The organism is Mycoplasma sp. 1781, from assembly GCF_053851675.1.
This window is the reverse complement of record NZ_JBSQBC010000003.1, coordinates 1-18343: the sequence shown is the minus strand read 5'-3', so window position 1 is coordinate 18343 and position 18343 is coordinate 1. Positions and strand designations below refer to the sequence as shown.

The 18343-nt window shown below is 28.9% G+C and carries 14 protein-coding genes, 1 tRNA gene and 1 pseudogene; 11 read left to right on the top strand and 5 right to left on the bottom strand.

Features of this window, described 5'->3' with window-relative positions; translation table 4 throughout:
* The first annotated feature begins 141 nt into the window (after nt 1-141).
* The 5 genes from ACWXVP_RS00605 to ACWXVP_RS00585 are packed head-to-tail and all read left to right on the top strand — an operon-like array spanning nt 142 to nt 5309.
* Entirely contained in the window at nt 142-1941 is a 1800-nt protein-coding gene (locus ACWXVP_RS00605; RefSeq protein ID WP_456012600.1) for an ABC transporter permease, read from the top strand.
* Between the two features lie 2 nt (nt 1942-1943).
* Nucleotides 1944-2648, top strand: coding sequence for an ATP-binding cassette domain-containing protein (locus ACWXVP_RS00600; RefSeq protein ID WP_438340379.1), 705 nt, complete (start codon nt 1944-1946; stop codon nt 2646-2648).
* On the top strand, nt 2626-3603 hold the full coding sequence (locus tag ACWXVP_RS00595) for an aromatic motif membrane protein (RefSeq protein ID WP_456012598.1): 978 nt from the start codon (nt 2626-2628) through the stop codon (nt 3601-3603). Before ACWXVP_RS00600 ends, ACWXVP_RS00595 begins: the two co-directional genes overlap by 23 nt.
* Nucleotides 3590-4420: an aromatic motif membrane protein gene (locus ACWXVP_RS00590; RefSeq protein ID WP_456012596.1), complete on the top strand. Its 831-nt coding sequence runs from the start codon at nt 3590-3592 to the stop codon at nt 4418-4420. Before ACWXVP_RS00595 ends, ACWXVP_RS00590 begins: the two co-directional genes overlap by 14 nt.
* 4 nt (nt 4421-4424) lie before the next feature.
* Nucleotides 4425-5309 carry an aromatic motif membrane protein gene (locus ACWXVP_RS00585; RefSeq protein ID WP_438340376.1) on the top strand — a complete coding sequence of 295 codons (885 nt, stop codon included), beginning with the start codon at nt 4425-4427 and terminating at the stop codon, nt 5307-5309.
* Nucleotides 5310-5365: 56 nt separating this feature from the next.
* On the opposite strand, the gene pepF is transcribed toward ACWXVP_RS00585, so the two are convergent.
* Both pepF and ACWXVP_RS00575 read right to left on the bottom strand, forming a co-directional pair.
* Complete coding sequence (gene pepF, locus ACWXVP_RS00580) at nt 5366-7198, bottom strand: oligoendopeptidase F (RefSeq protein ID WP_438340375.1); 1833 nt, start codon at nt 7196-7198, stop codon at nt 5366-5368.
* 52 nt (nt 7199-7250) lie between these two features.
* Nucleotides 7251-7778 carry an adenine phosphoribosyltransferase gene (locus ACWXVP_RS00575; protein WP_456012594.1) on the bottom strand — a complete coding sequence of 176 codons (528 nt, stop codon included), beginning with the start codon at nt 7776-7778 and terminating at the stop codon, nt 7251-7253.
* 173 nt (nt 7779-7951) lie between these two features.
* Between ACWXVP_RS00575 and ACWXVP_RS00570 the strand changes: the two genes are divergently transcribed.
* The 3 genes from ACWXVP_RS00570 (at nt 7952) to ACWXVP_RS00560 (ending at nt 10828) form a co-directional block, all read left to right on the top strand.
* Nucleotides 7952-8722, top strand: coding sequence for a hypothetical protein (locus tag ACWXVP_RS00570; protein WP_438340373.1), 771 nt, complete (start codon nt 7952-7954; stop codon nt 8720-8722).
* Between the two features lie 33 nt (nt 8723-8755).
* Entirely contained in the window at nt 8756-10498 is a 1743-nt protein-coding gene (locus tag ACWXVP_RS00565) for an MATE family efflux transporter (protein ID WP_456012592.1), read from the top strand.
* A 240-nt stretch (nt 10499-10738) separates the two neighbouring features.
* A tRNA-Ser gene (locus tag ACWXVP_RS00560) sits at nt 10739-10828 on the top strand.
* A 52-nt stretch (nt 10829-10880) separates the two neighbouring features.
* On the opposite strand, the gene ACWXVP_RS00555 is transcribed toward ACWXVP_RS00560, so the two are convergent.
* Nucleotides 10881-11420, bottom strand: coding sequence for an isochorismatase family cysteine hydrolase (locus tag ACWXVP_RS00555; RefSeq protein ID WP_456012590.1), 540 nt, complete (start codon nt 11418-11420; stop codon nt 10881-10883).
* A 207-nt stretch (nt 11421-11627) separates the two neighbouring features.
* Between ACWXVP_RS00555 and ACWXVP_RS00550 the strand changes: the two genes are divergently transcribed.
* On the top strand, nt 11628-13343 hold the full coding sequence (locus tag ACWXVP_RS00550; RefSeq protein WP_438340370.1) for an amino acid permease: 1716 nt from the start codon (nt 11628-11630) through the stop codon (nt 13341-13343).
* Nucleotides 13344-13521: 178 nt separating this feature from the next.
* Nucleotides 13522-16380, top strand: coding sequence for a cation-translocating P-type ATPase (locus ACWXVP_RS00545; RefSeq protein ID WP_456012588.1), 2859 nt, complete (start codon nt 13522-13524; stop codon nt 16378-16380).
* Nucleotides 16381-16435: 55 nt separating this feature from the next.
* Here ACWXVP_RS00545 and ACWXVP_RS00540 read toward each other — a convergent pair whose 3' ends face one another.
* Nucleotides 16436-17380: an IS3 family transposase gene (locus tag ACWXVP_RS00540; protein ID WP_456012645.1), complete on the bottom strand. Its 945-nt coding sequence runs from the start codon at nt 17378-17380 to the stop codon at nt 16436-16438.
* A gap of 116 nt (nt 17381-17496) precedes the next feature.
* Nucleotides 17497-17784 (bottom strand): annotated as a pseudogene (locus ACWXVP_RS00535) (transposase); the annotation flags it as partial.
* A 251-nt stretch (nt 17785-18035) separates the two neighbouring features.
* On the opposite strand from ACWXVP_RS00535, the gene ACWXVP_RS00530 reads away from it, so the two are divergent.
* A partial coding sequence (locus tag ACWXVP_RS00530) for a hypothetical protein (protein WP_456012587.1) occupies nt 18036-18343 on the top strand: 308 nt, incomplete at its 3' end.

The following is an 18343-nucleotide window of genomic DNA, read 5'->3' as shown; positions in this document are numbered from 1 at the left end:
TTAAAAACCACTTATTAGTGGTTTTTATTTCACATTTTTGTTTAAAAAATTGCATTAAAAATATAATTATAATTATAAAAAATATGTATTATTACTAATTTAATATATAATTATATATTATAAATTTGAAAGGTCTAAAAAATGAAAACTTCAGCATTTAAATATTCGAAATTTGCATTTAATACTGTTTTTAAGAAGAAAAGTTCGATTATCATTCCTGCTATAACTTTAATTTTTTCATTTATAGTTGGTTTTGTATTTAAATTTGTGATTAGCGAAAAATATTTGACGCTTGCTTCATATCTTTATATTTTTTCTGTTCTTATAGTAACTGTATTATTTGCATCTATTAAGGCGCTAAATATTTTTAAAGATTTCGAACAGGAAGGATTAGAGCTTGTTAGCATTGCTAAACCGATCTCAAGAAAAGGGCTGGTTTTAGGCAAATTACTATCATTAATATACTTCGGTTTATTATGATCAACAGTTCTTTTTATTTCTTCATTATTGTCAACATACGCATTATATTCAGGAGCAAATCTGTTTTTATATTCGCTATTATTTTTTGTTATCTCCTTAGCATCTTACTTAATGATTGCTTTAATTACAGCGCTAATAGGATATAAACTAAGCCAAAAAATTGCTATTACATTGCCTTTGGTGTTTTTTATTCCATTAGCTCTTGGTGGTTCTTTATTGTCAGCTAACGCAACAACAAATGTTAATAACGCTGCTTACTTTATTAATAAGAAATATCCATATCACTTCTCTGGCAATGAAGCAAATGTTGAACCATATTTTATAAACAATAATAAGGATGAGTTGTTAATTATTCCCAACGGATCTCAAAATAAGCAATTTTCAAACGAGCAAGTCTCATATCTTAGAGAGGTAATGAAACTTGCTAATAATTCATCGAGTGAGTGGCAATTTTATTCATGATTATCTATTCCGTATCAATTACTAGATATTTTTAATACTAAAAACCAAAATGTTTTTGAGTCAATTAGCAAAACTAAATACTCAAATCAAGATAATTATATTTATTATAACAATCTAGATAGCATTTTGTATAAATATAAGTTAGATGAAAATCCTAAATTGCCTAAATTTACGGTTACATCCAAAGAAGGTAATATTGAAAAGTATATTGTTCCAGGGTTGTTAAAATCTAATTCAGTTATACCTAATACTATTAATACTGATATTATTTATGCGAGAGAGGGAGCATCTAGCGTTAATATTTCATTCCCTGAGGATAACTCGCAATTTTCTGCTGAAAACAATATTGTAGGGAGATTAAAATGACAATATGTTTATGAAGCATTAAATGATAAAATTTTTAACAATATAGCTAAAAGATTTGTTGATGATTTTATAAAGAATAAAACATCTGAAAATGTTATTGATTTGCATAATGAATTAACAAAAGGTATTTCTACTTTTATAAATAATTTAGAAAGTCCAATTAATCAATATTTGAATTCAAATGTTACAATATTCAACGAAAATGCTGTTAAAGAAAAGAAATTGCAATCAGAAATAGAGAGAAAAATATATTTAGGCGTTGCATTACTAAACTATATATATTTTAATTACCAAAATAATAAAATTTTTGAAGCAGTTATAAAAAATCCAAAAAGTTCAAGTGCATATGGCGATAATCAAATTGAATTAAAAATAGCTGGTTTCAATTATTACATCGGAGGATATGCAGGGTTTGAAAAGAGACTTTTTGTTAAGAATGAAAAAGTTTTAATTAGATACGAGTTAACAACAAGTCCTACAAACTATCTTTTCCAATCTGCGGACAAAGTGTTTGCTATAAATCGTGAAAAACAAATTGTTAATAAAAATGTTTACTTTATTTTATGAGCAATTTTGATTGGTGTATTATTTGCTTCAGTTTTTGCTTTATACAAGAGAAAGGATTACAAGTAATTATGGAAAATATTCTAGAAATCATTAATCTAAAAAAAATCTTTCCAAAAACTGATCGCGGAATTAAATCAATTAATTTTGCTATAAAGCACGGTGCATTTCATGCCTTTATCGGAGAAAACGGTGCCGGTAAAACAACAACAATAAAAACAATTATTGGTGCATATGCAAATTATGAGGGTGATATTTTAATAAATAATATTAATATTAAAAAAGCAGAAGCGCGTTCAATTATTGGATATGTTCCAGAAGTTGCTGAATTTCCGAAAGAATTAACCGTTTTTGATTATCTTTACAATCTTTCAATACTATCGAATATCAAAAAAACTGATGCTATTAATGAAATTAAAAACTACCTTAAATTTTTTAATATAGAACAGTTATTGTATGAAAGACCTTATACATTTTCTTCTGGACAAAAAAAGAAGATTTTATTAATTCAAGCACTATTGCATAAGCCCAAACTATTAATTCTCGATGAACCAGCAGCTAATTTGGACCCGACAGCTAGATTTGAACTTTTTTCATTGTTAAAAGATATTAATGAAAATGAAAAAATTACAATTTTAATTAGTTCCCATGTTTTGGCTGAAATCGATAAATATGTTAACTCTGTAACCCTAATACATAATGGCAATATCTTATATACCGGAATTAAAAAAGAACCATTAGAAAAACTATTTTATGAAAAAGTTATATCTAACTAGCTTGGTTTTGCCGATATTACCGCTTTGTGCTATTAGTTGTGCTAACATAAAAAATATTAAAGATACTTCTATCGATTTTCCTAAAAAACAAAGAAAAGAATATTATAGAAATGAATCAATTAGTTTATTGCTTGATTTCTTTGCTAAAAATAATCTTAATGAAAAAAATATTTACATTTTTCAACAAGAAAATAAATCAGATTCTAAATTTAACGAATTAAAATATGCTTTTGTTTATGATCCCGTATTTATTCAAAATAGCGTTCATAAAAACCAAGATTATCGTCCTTTGGCGTTAACTTCAATGCAGGTTATTAAAAATACATTATCGAATGATTGATATTGAACGTTGAATAATTTATCTAAATTTAAGTACATTTTTAATCCTTATGGCGATAGATATAAAACTTTTGCCAAAGAGCAAGAATACTTTAATGAGGTTAGAAAAAAATTTAATTCTCTTTCTATTAGCGTGCAAGATAATACGCCTAAAAAATTGATTAAAATGCCTTTTAAGGATATACCTGAGCTTAAAAAATATAATGTCTTCACAGACAAGGAAATTGTTTATCTTTTATTTGATAATAACAAGGTAATTAAGATTTGAAAATTTATAGATAAGGGAATTCCTAAACTTTTGATAGTTCCAGACATTCTTATTTTTAAAAATGAAATGAATATTGAAGATCAACTAAAACAACTAGAAGAAAAAATTTTTGAGAAGCGTGTTAAAACTTTCAAATCGAATTTAGAATCAGCAAAAGAAGATGCCGAACTAGAAAATGAGCCATTTGATGAAAAAACTTTTATTAAGCCATACATTGATGAAAAATATATTGAATTTCACGCAATATATCAATATAATGATGATCTAGCTGATGTTTTAAATGAAATAAATAAAGAAGAACTTAAAATATTTAAATTTACTATGAGGTTTATCGATGAAAAAAATTAATAAGATTATTTTATCTACTTCATTTATTTCAGTCTTACCTTTATCATATGGGCTAGTTTCGTGTATTAATAATGAGCCAAGCACTCAATTAAGAAATAATATCCCTAAGGGTTTTGAATATATTCCTAATATTGAAAATCCTGATGAAGTGAGAACCAACTTATTGATAAAGCAGTTAATAGACCTAAGATTTAAAGGCGATGAAGTAGCAAAAACAAATTTTCTTGAGTCTCAAAAAGATGAGAAGAAGCTTTTTGATGAAGCAAAAAAAATAACCAAAAAGTTTACCGATGAAAATAATGAGGAAAACATTAAAAAATTAAGGGATTTTTATTCTAAAAATTGACTATTTGTTATAAAAAACATTAAAAGATTTACATGAACTTTTTTGGATTGATGAAAATTTCCGGATTTTGGTCAAGTTAAGCATAGCGATGAATTTATCGCATCTTTAAAAAACCACGCAGAAAAATTTGAACCAAATGATGCAAATTTTATTGATAACAACTGGGATCAATTGAGAGAAGGAGATGAATCGCCTGAATCCAAAGATGATATTTTTTATCTTAAGAAAAACAAGTTCTTATTAAGAATTTTGATTTCTAAAAATAAAAGTGATAAAAGTTTTTTGACTTTTGATAGGATGATTTATTTTCCTAAATCAATATCTTCGAAGATATCAATTAAGTTAGTTTCAGATGCTGTTCACAATGCGATTATTCATCATAACAAACGTGGATTTGATGCTTTTGAGAATGTTGTTGTTAAGAACTATAATTTTCCAGCACTTGGTTTATTAATATTGAAGGACATATAATATTATGAAGCGAAAAAAAATAATTCTTTCTGGCTTAGCTCTTGCTACATTATTTGCACCAATTGCTGTTATATCATGCCAAAATACGAGTCAGCAAAATAACAAATCTAAATTATCCTCAATAGCTGTTAATGATGAAAAAGAGAAAAAATGAGATGTTTTTTTGAAATATGAATATGTTAATTCACTTCTTGATTTAGCCTTTAAAAACAACGCTGATAAAAATGCCTATATACAAAAACAAAAAAGGATAAATGATAACTATTTAACTGAGATTAAAGATTATTTGCTTTATGCCAATAATGTTATTGCATTTTTTAAATCAAATGATAATTTTAATTCAAAGAATAAGGTCATTGCTTTGGAAAAATATCGCCCTGAATTAGCTAAACTTTTTAAAGATAATTGATTATGGTTTTTGTTTAATCTTGATCGATTTACGTTTGCTCTTTATGAAGCTTTTAATCAATTTAAAGGTATTACTGATATTTTAAGTAAAGAACTTCAAAAAAACAGTTTGGATCTAGGGTCATTTAATCGCCCTAAAACAAATGAAATGCTTCAATATGTTATTGAAGAAAGTTCACAAAATAATAAAGATTCCTATGATGTTTATTTATTAACTAAGCAAGGTATTATTCTTGAATTATCGATTACTAAAAAATCTGATGGAAATTCAGAAGTCTCAATTTTTACATATTCTCATATTTATCCGGCTTTGTTTCAAAATGAAGCTATTTTAAAGAAATTTGATCTTGCAAAATATGTAAGAGCCTTGAGATTATACAAAACAAGCGCCGATAAGGCTTATATAAAAACTTTATTCGATGAAGAATTTGGCGGCGAACCGCTTAGATTCACAATTGTCTATGTTGATGATTCAAAATAAAAATAAATATTTATTTTAAAAACTAAAACTCACAAAATTAATTGTGAGTTTTTTATCTATTTGTTTTTTGTAAAAATTTTGTTTCCTAATTTTATATACTCATTAACCTTGTCATCAAGAATTTCAAAAGCCATATTATAAATTTCTTTTGAATATACATCGACACCAGCGTCCCTTAAGACATTAACCGGTCAATCTTTATCCCCTGCTGATAGAAAGTTGTTAACATAATTTTCTAATGCGCTTTTTCCTTCGACTTTATATTTTTGAAAGAAGAAGTTTGCCACAATGTAACCGAGTGCATATTTATAAACATAAAAATATGAAAAGAAATGCGGCACCATAACGCTATGAATATTTATTGGATTGCCAATTTTTACTTCATTTTCACTTATTTGATATTTTTTTGATACATCAACATAAATTTTTTCAATAGCTTCATATGAATTAAGAGGTTCATTATTATCAATGCGATTATATAACTCATATTCAAAATTAGACCAATGTGTTTGTCTTAGTACTGTGACGACAAAGTCATTAATGCTTTCATTAAGTAAAAAGAATTTTTCTTCATCTGTTTTTGCTTTTGAAATTAAATAATCATTTAGTAATAACTCATTAAATATTGAAGCTATTTCGGCTATGAATATAGTGTATTGGCTTCGATATACACTTTGGTTTTTATTTGAAAAATATGAATGCATTGAGTGTCCCATTTCATGGCATAAGGTGTTCACAGAGTTGAATGTATTATCTCAGTTCATTAAAATATAAAGCTTATTAATTCCATGTGTTGAACCAATTGAATATGCTCCCGATCTTTTTGAGGGAACATTTATATAATCTATTCATCTTTCTTTGATAGCTCTATCAACTATTTTTGGGTATTCATATGGCATTACTGAGGTTATGTCTTTTAATATTTTTTGGCCATCCTTAATTGAATATGAATTCTTGATTTTTATCAAATCAAGCGAAGTATCTCATAATTCCATTTTTTTATTGAATTTAGCTTCAAAGAATTTAGCATGCGCATTATGATATTTTTTAAATATATCTATATTTGAAATTACGCTTTCATAAATAATTTCAAGCAATTTTTTGTCAACATGGTCATTCATTAAAATTGAATCAAGCGTTGAAGGATATTTTCGATGTAGGGCATTAACCGATAACTCCTTGATATATTGATATAACATTTTGGCTAAAATTTGTTTATGTTTTAAATAACCATTCAAATAATTAAAATAGCTTTCTTTTCTTACTCGTTCATCAGCGTGTTTTCTAAATGATTGCATGCTTGCTCTTGTAATTTCATGTTTTTTGCCATGTCTATCGTGTGCATAGCCAAATGTAATTTCACTATCGGTTAAAACACCAAACAATTCAGTTACATCTGGATGACCAGAGATTGTATCGTTTAAATATGTTTCAATCTTATCATCCAATTTATGATCTAGTTCAAGCAATATTGCCTCAAGATCTTTTTTTACTTCCTTTAATTCTGGTTTATTTAGCCATTCCTTAATTTTTTGTTTATGTCGATCAATACGATTAATTTCTGAGCCCAATCTTTTTGCGTATTTGGCATTTGTTGCTTCAAAAGTTGCTATCATCTCATTGATTTTAGGATCAATAATGTTTATATTCAATTTATTCGATAGATAATTTTCAATTTTATTACTCAACAAAATGAATTCCTCATTTAGTTTTATTGAAGCAACAAAATTATCAAAATTATCATATTTTGAATCTTTTATTTCTATTTGTTTCTCAAACAAGGCAAAATATTCATCAAAAAGTTGCTGATATGTTTTATTGCCTAAAATATCTTCCAGGTCAAAGCGATATTCTGACTCAATTTCTTCATATTTACTATATTTTTTCATTAATACCTCCTCGATAAAATTAAATTATACAAAAAATAAGTTCTAGCAGAACTTACTTATTATTATCTTTATCTATAAAAATTAAACTATCAATTTCACAGTTTAATCTTTTTCTTGCATTAAAACCGTCAAGTTCCATTAGCACAATAATTTTTAGGATTTCAACTCCTTGGTCCTTTAACAATTTTGTTATTGCTTCTAAGGTTCCTCCGGTAGCTAGAACATCGTCAATAATAACTGCTTTTTGTCCCGGTTTTACTAATCCCTTTTGAATTTCAAGGATTGAGCGCCCATACTCTAAACCATAAGCACAACTAATAACTTCGCCAGGCAGTTTCCCCCTTTTTCTTACCATAATAAAAGGTTTAGATAATTTAGCGGCTACAGGAGTGCCAAAAAGGAATCCTCTAGCGTCTGGTCCGACGATAATGTCTGCATCTTTAGCTAATTCTGACATAGTATTAATTGTGTAATTTAGGGCATTACCGTTAGCCAAAAGAAGAGATATATCCTTAAATTTAACACCTGGTTCAGGAAAGTTTTCAACTGTTCTAATATATTTTTTTAATTCCATAGCCATAATATTATATTACAAATTTACTTATAAAATAAGTAGTTACAAAAATTAAAATTTGGAAGTAATTGTATTTTTTATAAAAACATTTTTAAAAAATATACTTAATTTTAAATCAAAAATATTGTCAAATGTTTCTTAGAACCTTCGATTCTGATAAAAGTGCTATAATTCTAATTATGAATAGTAAATATGTATATATTGATTTTGAAGCGATATCAAATCCTTTTGCAAGATTATTAGCAATTCCAGTTAATACTCCCTTTGCTTATACAGTGGGTGCTTTAAATCAAAATGGAAAATTCGAAACAAGAACATTTATTATTGATTTTTTAAAAATTAAATCAATAAAAGGCATTTGATCAACATTGAAGCAAAATATAATAAAACATATATACGATATTAATTCAAAAATTGATATTAATGAAATTACATTTATAGGACATAATCCAACATTAGAAAAGCAAATATTAATAAAATTGTTTCCAAAAAATTTGGTTAATCCATTATTAGATCCCTCGTGTCCTGTTTTATCTTTATCTAAACTCACAGGGCCAAAATTTAGTAAGGAATATTTCCCTAATATAAAGAAGGCCATTAATCAGTCTGACGTTATATCATTAAAAAAACGAACCGCAGGTCGAAACGGTGCAATTGCTGCTTTTGTAGGCTTTTGGTTGTATGTTAATTCAGTTTCACATTTAAGAGCCAATGATAAAAGAAAGAAATATATGCTCAATCTTAATAAAAATTTAGTTATTAAGGAACTTAGACATTATTCAGGTGATGATGTTAATAAAATGATATTTTTAGCTTCTGACCCAGAAAGAACAGATTTGTTAATAAAAAGATATTTATATAAAAAAGATTTTTTAAAGTTAATAAAAAATATTGATTTTGATGATAATTTGACACTAAAAGAAATTAAGGAGAAGATTTGAATTCTTTAATTTAAATTTTAAATATTTTAGAAAGGAGTAATTATGTCATCTAATGTTTTAAAGAAAGAAAAAAAGCATTATTTGAGAAGATTGCTGCCTCAATCTAAGCATGATTTAAAGCTCTATTTTTCAAAAACTTGGCCAATAATTATTGGTGAAATTTTGTTTTGCTTAAATGGTTTTTTAGATAACTTTATGGTAAGTCACATTCCTTCGGGAATTGATGCCTTAACTTATGCCAATACTTACACTGGAATTATATATACAATATTTTTTGCTATACAAGGTATTGCAGGTATGTTTGTTGGCCAATATTATGGTAGAAAAGACTTTGATAAGGTTAAACAAATTATGAACCTTAGAATATGGATGTATTTATTTATAAGTATTTTGCTTGCTGTGGCTTCTTGAAGTCAGCCGACTGCATTGATACATCTTATTGGCGGTGCCAAGATTAAGGGTGCAGCTCTAAATGAGGCAAGAATGTATTTAATGCTTATTGCAATTTCGTGAGTTTTGACATCCTTTAACTTTAACACGAATATGCAACTCAATGAAACTGGCCATTCAAATCTAGCTTTTATTTCAGCATGTCTAACTCTTGCTACAAATGCTACAATAAATTCTATTTTGTTGTATGCATTTAAGGGTCATGCTTATTATGCAGCTTTTGGTTCTATTGTTAGTGGATTGGTATGTTTGTTGTCAGATTCCTTATTAACTTACTATAAGGATAGACCAATATTTATTAACATTTTCAAAATTCACTATATAACTAGGCCGATTGCAAAGCAAATATTAAAACGCATACCTGCTATGTTAATAACAATTGTTGCAATGGTTATTCTACCTATTAGAATGATCATTTGAGCTAGAGCCTTTCCGGATGATTTGGCAAACGGTTCCGGAATCGGGGAAAAGTGAATGGGAATTAATGCAGTTACAATTTTAGGTTTAGTTGAGAGTCTCTCATCAATAACATCGGCTATTACCTCTGCCTGTTCATCTAATGTTTCATATTTTGTCGCTGGTAACCTAGGTAGAAATAATTTTGAGGAAGCAAAAAAACACGGTTATGCTCTAAGGGGTTTTCATACTATCTCAGGTTTTTGCATGTCATTGATTATGTTAGGCGTTATTTTTGGTATTGCCTATTCACCCGCTACATCAAAAGGGACACAGGAATCCATTTCTCATAATATTGAGTTTTATTTAAGATCAAGTGACCCAAAGTTAATACAATCAGTGTTTGATGTTCAACTAAAATCTGGAGTAATTGATCCGCAAATAATTAATAAGGTAACTCAAATGCTTAAAGATGTTAGAAATGGACAATCAGATTTTGGCAATAGAGAGATTATTGAATTTCTTAGATTGCCCGTTGTTTTGGAATGAATAAGTCTAATGAAGGCTCAGGTTGCATCAACATTTACTAGAATATTTTTGCTTACATCATTAACATTTTTATTTATTAATCCTATTTGGTGTTGGTTCTATACAGCCGCTGCATTGCCAGGGGCTGGCGGAAGGAATATTGTAGGTTCATTAACTATGTTATCTGCGCATTGATTATCATTTATGTGATTAATAATCCTAACATTTGTAATCATTATACCGCTACGAAATAATCATACAAGTTCTTTGAGCCTAGAATTGTCATATTTTCTATATTTTTCAATTGATTTCGTTAGATGAGGGATATTTGAAATTGTAGCAGCTAAGGTTAACTGATTAAGAAATGTGACTGAAGAGAACCAACATAAGAAACCAAAAACAATTTCGTAAATTAGCATAATTAATATAATTCTTCATTGCTATAAAAAAAATATTTGGCGGTTAGTATCAATACTAATCTAATTTAAATTATTTGCGCAGCTAAGAATTTGAGCACTTTTGACATTAATATTAGAATTTTTTTAGGTAAGCAAGTTACGAGAGTAATATGTTTGGTAAGAAGTATATAAAGATAAAATTAAAATAAAATGCTTAAATAGTTTTTTGTTTATAATTTATATTGTTAAAAAAGGGCAATTACCCAAGCGGCCGAAGGGGACAGTCTCGAAAATTGTTAGGAGTTAATAGCTCGCAAGGGTTCAAATCCCTTATTGCCCGCCATATTATTTTAAAAATGAAATATCCAAAAAAGTAGGCATCTCAAAGGCCTACTTTATTTAATTTTTATACCACTGTTTTTCATTAATTCAAGTGCAAAATCATGATATGCTTTTCTACTATGATTTTCATTTTCAAATGTATCAACAAGTTCTTTATAAATGATAATTTCCTTATCTAAACCCTTAAAATTAAGATATGTTTTCAAGGTAAGGGCAAATTGCAATATGCAAATATCAGTGCAACATCCTAGGATTTCAAATACATCATATTTATAAATTAAGTCAATCAAACCTGATTTAACAAAGGCAAAAAAAGCGTTGGTTGAGTTTTTTTTAATAACATCGGTTACATATGGTTTTAGTTCGTCTACTATTTCAGCTTCTCATGTTTCTTCTAAACAATGTAAAGGGTATGATTGCATTTCTACGTCATTTTCCTTGTGTGAGTCGCAAACAAATAACATTTTTTCATTTTTATTTTTAAATAAATACTTTTCAATCTTTGGGATTAGATTATTGATATGAATGCTTGCCATTTTTCCTTTGTTACAAAAACCGTTTAGCATATCAATTACAAAAATTATTTTATTCATTATACCCCTTAATATTAATTTTATAGAATCAATGTATTAAGCTCTTCTATTAAAAAGACCTTGCTATCGTGAATTATTTTAACATTTTTTAAAAAACAATATAATATTAATTTGGATACATCTTTTGTGGGACATAGAGACATATAAATGTTGGTGTATCTAAAGTTCGAATTTTATTTATTTTTTAATTTATATGAAAGGAAATATATGATGGCCGAAGAACAAATGGTTGTTACTTCTGACACAAAGAAAAAAATAAGTTTCTTTGCAGCAATCATGGTCGTACTTGGTGGTTCGATTGGTGTTGGTATCTTCTTAAGATCTAAAGCAGTTCTAGAATACTCTGCCGGAAATATCGCTCTATCATTAGCGACATGATTAATTGCCGGTTTTGCTGTTGTTACTTTAGCTCTTGCTCTAGTTGAAGTAGCGTCAGGTCGTAATGACAACTTAGGTATGATTGGTTGATCTAAGGCGTTTAACACGCTAGCCATATATAAGGCTAATAAGTTCTTTATGACTTACTTATATCTACCATTTACATACTTCTTTATGCCTTATTATGTAATACTTCAATTCCAAGACGCAGCTTCTGGATTTGGATTAACTCCAAACTTTGGTGGATCACATGCTGCTCCATGAATTTACTTCGTTATTGGACTAGTATTAACAATATGAATGCTATTTTCAGCTGGTTTAAGTGGTCGTGCTGGAAACATTCAAAACTTAATAATAACATCAGTTAAGTTTATCCCATTAGTAGCTATCGTAATTGTTGGATTTATCTTCCTAGGATTACGTGTAAAAGAAGGAAATGCAGATATCTGAACCCCTATTACTAAGGAAACATTATTTAACAAAGATTCTACAAACTTCTTAAAATTAACTCCAGTTTTAGGTATATTTGGATCAATTGCAGGTATCTTCTTTGCATTTGATGGTTTCTATGTTTCTGCTGGTATTCAATCAGAAATGAAGAATCCTGAAAAAACTCCTGCAGCTTTAGTTATTGGTCTATTATCAATGACTGGTATTTACATTGTTATTGCTGCAGCTATGTCACTTGGTGCTAAGTCAGGTGGTTTCTATGACTTTGGTGATTTATTAGCAGGAAAAGGTCATGGTTGAGCATTTGGTCTAATTAATGTATTTATCGCTATTGGTGTTATAGGTATTCTAAATGGATTCTCATTATGAGCAACTCGTTTCGTAGAAGACTTAATTAAAGAAGGGGAAATTTATGTTCCTGCTTCAGTATACAGATATATGAAAAACAGTAAAATGCCAATCGTTGGAACTCTATTCTGTTTATTATTATCTCTACCATTTATGGTTGTATTTACAGCAATTGGATCGTATGCATATATCGACATCACTGGTTATGGAACAGGATACGGATACGACATTGGTACATTATTGTCATTCTCAGACTTAATGGCTAACTGAATGGCTGTATTTGCATTTATGTTTATTGCATTAGCAGTTGTTGGTGCTCTTGAAAACAGAAAGAAAAACTTTATTGCTGTTCAAAAGAACAAACACACAGTATGAGCAGGTATTATTGCTGTTGTTATGGTTATAACAACATTAGTATTCTACATGTTAGATCCATTTGTTTCACTTGGATTGACACTTGCTAAATACTTCACAGCTCAAGGAACTGATAAGGCAAACTTTGTTTCTGACTTAGTTGGATATGGTGCAACATCAGCGTTATTTGTTCTATATATGGTAATTTTCTTTGCTTCAACACCTATTGAAAAACAATTAGCTCTATGAAGAAGAGAAAAATTATCAAAAATTCTTGCTGGTCAATACTGTGAATGTGAAGCAGAATATTACTGCCCATGCAGATTAGAATTAGCTAAAGAAGCAAATGAATTAAATAATTTAGTTATTAATACATTTGAAACAGCTCGTTAATTCCAAAAAAATAAAAACTAGCACTTATTTTAAAGTGCTGGTTTTTATATTTTTGTATTTTATTAAAACGGATTCATTATTTTTTTTACTCCCCTTAAAAACTATAAAAATAATGTAAAATTTTAAAAATATATCAATAAAATTATTTTCACTGTTTTGTAAAATAAAAAGGTAACTTATGAAAAAAGAAAAGATCGAAAAATACCCAGAAATTAATGATGATATGTTAGATACTAGGATAAAAGAAGGGTTAACTTCAGCTGAAGCTGCTCATCGCCAGGAAACATTTGGTTTAAATGAATTAAAAAAAACAAAGAAAATAAATCCCTTTTTTACATATTTAACTCAATTTAAAGATATCCTTGTAATTATTTTGTTGCTTGCCGCATTGTTATCATACATTTTTGCAATTATTAGCGCATCTAATAGGCAATGAAACTTTAATACAGAATTAGTTGTTGAATTTATTGAACCATCAATTATATTATTTGTAGTCCTAACAAATTCTCTTGTTGGCGCAATTCAGGAAATAAAAAGTGCAAAGGCTGTTGATGCATTAAGTAAATTAAATCCCTTGCAGGCCAAAGTTATCCGTGATGGTATATTAATTTCAATAGATTCAAAAGATGTTACGATTGGAGATGTTATATTGCTAGAAGCTGGCGATGTGGTGCCTGCTGATGGTTATTTATTATTTTCTTCGAATTTATCGTCAATTGAATCCTCACTGACGGGTGAAAGTGAACCGGCAATAAAAGATTATAATTTCAAGAGGAATTTAGATTTACCTTTAGCTGATCGTAAATTTATGTTATATTCATCTTCAATTATTGCTAGCGGAACTGGTTATTATGTCGTTAGTGCTATTGGACAACAAACCGAGCTTGGTAAAATTTCATCACTTGTAAGTAATCAAAAAGATGCTATGAGTCCACTACAAATTAAAATTAACAAATTAGGAAAAATATTTGGATATGTAGGACTTGGATTATTTTTATGTAGCATGCTAGCACAAATTTTGTTTGCTGTCTCAAGCCCTTCTTTGTATAAGGAAATGACCTTTTGAAGTACAGTTATTGTTAACGGAGTTTCACTAGCCGTCGCCGCCATTCCTGAGGGTCTAATTGCATTTACTTCAATTATTTTGGCAATAGGAGTTCAAAGAATGGCTAAGAAACAAGCAATTGTCAAGGATTTGATGGCAGTTGAATCTCTTGGCAGCTGTGCAGTTATTTGTTCTGATAAAACAGGTACCTTAACTCAAAATAAAATGACAATTGTTGACATTTTTAGTTCAGATAATAAAAAACTCAGTGATACATCGATGAATGAAAAATATCTAAAAATTATTGAGTACGGTTCACTTTGTTCAGAGGCAAATTTATCACTAGATAATGGAGAATTTAAGGTTGTTGGCGATCCTACAGAGTCATCGTTTTTATATGAATTATATAAGCATTCAAAATTTATGACCAAGGCTAAACTTGAATCACAATACAAGCGTATTCATGTTTGACCATTTGATTCTGATCGTAAATTGATGACTACTATCAATAAGATTGGCGATAAATATATAGTTATCGTTAAAGGTGCACCTGATGTTTTAGTTAATAGAACATTAACAACTATTTATGAAAAAAATAGCATTTTTCATATTAATAATCAATGGTCAAATGAGTCATACCGGGTATTGGCGGTTGCATCTAAAGAAATAACTAAATCAACTTTAGAGGAATTGCTAGCTAAGAAGAATAGTGATCAACTTGATTTTCTAGAGAATAATTTACATTTTGAAGGTTTAGTTGCTATGATTGATCCTCCTAGAGAAGAAGCAAGAGACGCAATTTCAATTTGTCGTCAAGCCGGTATCAAACCAGTAATGATTACTGGTGATAATATAAATACAGCTATTTCAATTGCTAAAAAATTAAATATTTTTAATGAAGGCGATCTAGCGATAACTGGCGTAGAGTTAGATAAAATTAGCGATCAAGAATTAAGCCAAAATATTGAGAAATACTCAGTTTATGCTCGCGTTAAACCAGAAGATAAACTTAGAATTGTAAATGCTTGACAAAAAAGAAATCAAGTTGTAGCAATGACCGGCGATGGAGTCAATGATGCTCCTGCCTTAAAGGCATCTGATATTGGCTGCGCGATGGGTATTACTGGTACAGAAGCCTCAAAGCAAGCAGCCAATATGATACTAGCTGATGATAATTTTACGACAATTGTTTCAGCAGTAAAAAACGGTCGTTCAATATATCAAAAAATAAAAAATGTAATTCAGAATTTGCTAATTACTTCTGTTGCTGAAATTATATTAGTTTTTCTTGGATTGTTGATATTTAAGGCTGTATTTCATAATTGAGATGTTTTGAAGAATAAAGAAATATATATTTTATCAGCGACACAACTTTTATGAATTAACTTATTTACCCATGGTTTTCCGGCCATCGCTTTAGGACTACAAGATACAAAAGAGGATTATATGAATCGACGTCCTCTTTCAAAATATGAGTCAATATTTGCTAATAAAATGGGTATAAATATTTTATGGCAGGGCATCTTAATAGGTATTATATCAATGATTGGCTATTATTTGGGTGCTTTATGGGCTTATAATCAAGGTCTTGGGCCTGATCAAATAATTAGTGCTGCTTCAACTATTGCCTTTTTAATTCTTGGTATTACGTCAGCTTTTAACTCCGTTAATTTAATGTCTAAAAAACCAATAATTTTTTCAAATCCATTATATTATTGAAAAGTTTATACATCTGTTATCTTCTCATTATCATTTTTATTGCTTGTTGCCCTTGTTCAAAAAATAACAATAGCATTTAAGGGATATGAGGATATTTCATCATCACCGACATTGCTTGCTTATGGGCTTGGCCTTCCATTGATTATTATTCCTATTTATTTTGTTCATAAGGTCATATTATTGTTAATTGAAAAAAGAAGAAGTAAAAATAACTCTATTGTGAATTTTGAAATGATATTAACTCCGAAAGAAAGAAAACAAGCTAAAAAATAATCTTTAATTATCAAAAAATGATATGTACCCAGAATCCTGGACACATATTTATTAACTAGGCAACACAAATGGATGTTTTCCTGTATTTTACAGGAGGCATCCATTTTGTTTTTGCCTGAATTCTTTTATTGTTATAATAATCCATATATTCATCTACAGCTTTTGAAAAAGATTGGAAAGATTCAAAGTCTTTTTCAAAACCATAATACATCTCATTTTTCATTCTGCCAAAGAAAGTCTCCATAATACAATTGTCATAACAGTTTCCCTTTCTAGACATTGATTGAATAATCCCTTTTTCTTTTAATCTGTTTCTATAATAAGCATGTTGATACTGTCACCCTTGATCAGAGTGAAATATTAAGCCTTCTACATTTGAAAACTTATCAAATGCATTGTCCAACATTCTCTTCACCTGTTCTAAGTTTGGATGTAATGCTAAGTTATATGACACAACTTCATTTGTATGCATATCTAATATAGGGGACAAGTAACATTTACCCCATGAGAAGTTAAATTGTGATACATCTGTAGTCCATTTCTGCAAAGGCGCAGTTGTACGAAAGTCTCTGTCTATTGCATTATCAACAATCTTTCCAACTTCTCCCATGTAAGAATGATTCTTCTCTTTTGGTCGCTTTCCTAATAGAGATGCTTTATGCATAAGACGTTGAACTCTTTTATGATTAACCTGATAACCCCTTTTTAAAAGTTCCTGGTGAATACGCCTTACCCCATATCTTCCTTTATGTTCATTAAAGATATCTTTGATTTCATTTAATAATTCTTCGTTTCTTAATTCTACAACATCTACCTTATTTATCTCAAAGTAATAAGTTGATTTTGCCATTCGGGTAGCTTTAAGAAGATGTTTTAATTGATATCCTTTTTCACGGAGTTCTTTGATGAGTGCTGCTTTTTCGCCTTGAGTAGTGCAGCTTTCATTTCTTCTCTCAAGGCGATCTCTTTTTTTATTACTTCGTTTTCTGCCTTGATATATTCATTTTCTGTTCTTAAACGAATTAATTCTTCGTATTCGGATTCTTCAAGTTTTATGCGATTGTTATAATTAATCTTTTTCATATCTGGATTCCTTGATTTATGCCCTTTCTTTTTATCGATAAGACCATTATATCCATAAATTTCATATTTGCGAACCCATTGATATAGAATTCCTTCACTTATTCCTGCATTAATCGCAACAGAACTAATCGAATTTTCTGCAAGCACTCGAGATACTAACTCATGCTTTTCTTCTGAAGACCAAGCTTTATTTTGTAATTTGTGCTTTAATGCTTCAGGTCCACGTGCATCTTCGATTCTGACCCATTTTCGAACTGTGTTTCTAAATAATTTTTTTGAAACACCATCAGGCGTGTCTGGGGATATACCTTGTCGATACATTTCGACACACTTTCTTTTAAATTCATAATCATAGCGCATAAAAATAACCCTCCTTACTGGTTTTTATTTGTCCAGTAAAGAGGGTAACATATCAAAAGTCATTTTTTTTTTTGCGTACTATATATATAATTATCATATAAGATCCACCCGTAAATAAACTTATGGTTTAAAATCTTGACTAAAATTTATCTAGTTTAATTTAATATGTGGTGAAATATAATCCATTTTTTATTCATTGAGGAGTTATTTTTGTGAGAAGAACTAAAAAAAATAAATTAGGAATATACCTTGCGATTGCATCAGGGCTGGTAGTTACTGCCGGAGCAACATTAACTTATGTTTCACTAGTTAATAAAAATCAAAATTTATTAAATAATAGGATTTTGATTATTAAACAGAAGGAACAAGAGATTGAAGTTGCAAAGAAAATACTAATAAAAGCACAGCATACATTAAATAACACTAAAATTAAACAAAAAGATTTAATTAAAAATCTTGATTTAACTAATCAAGAAATAGGTGAATTATCTAGCAGAGATTTTAGTCTTAATCAAACTAT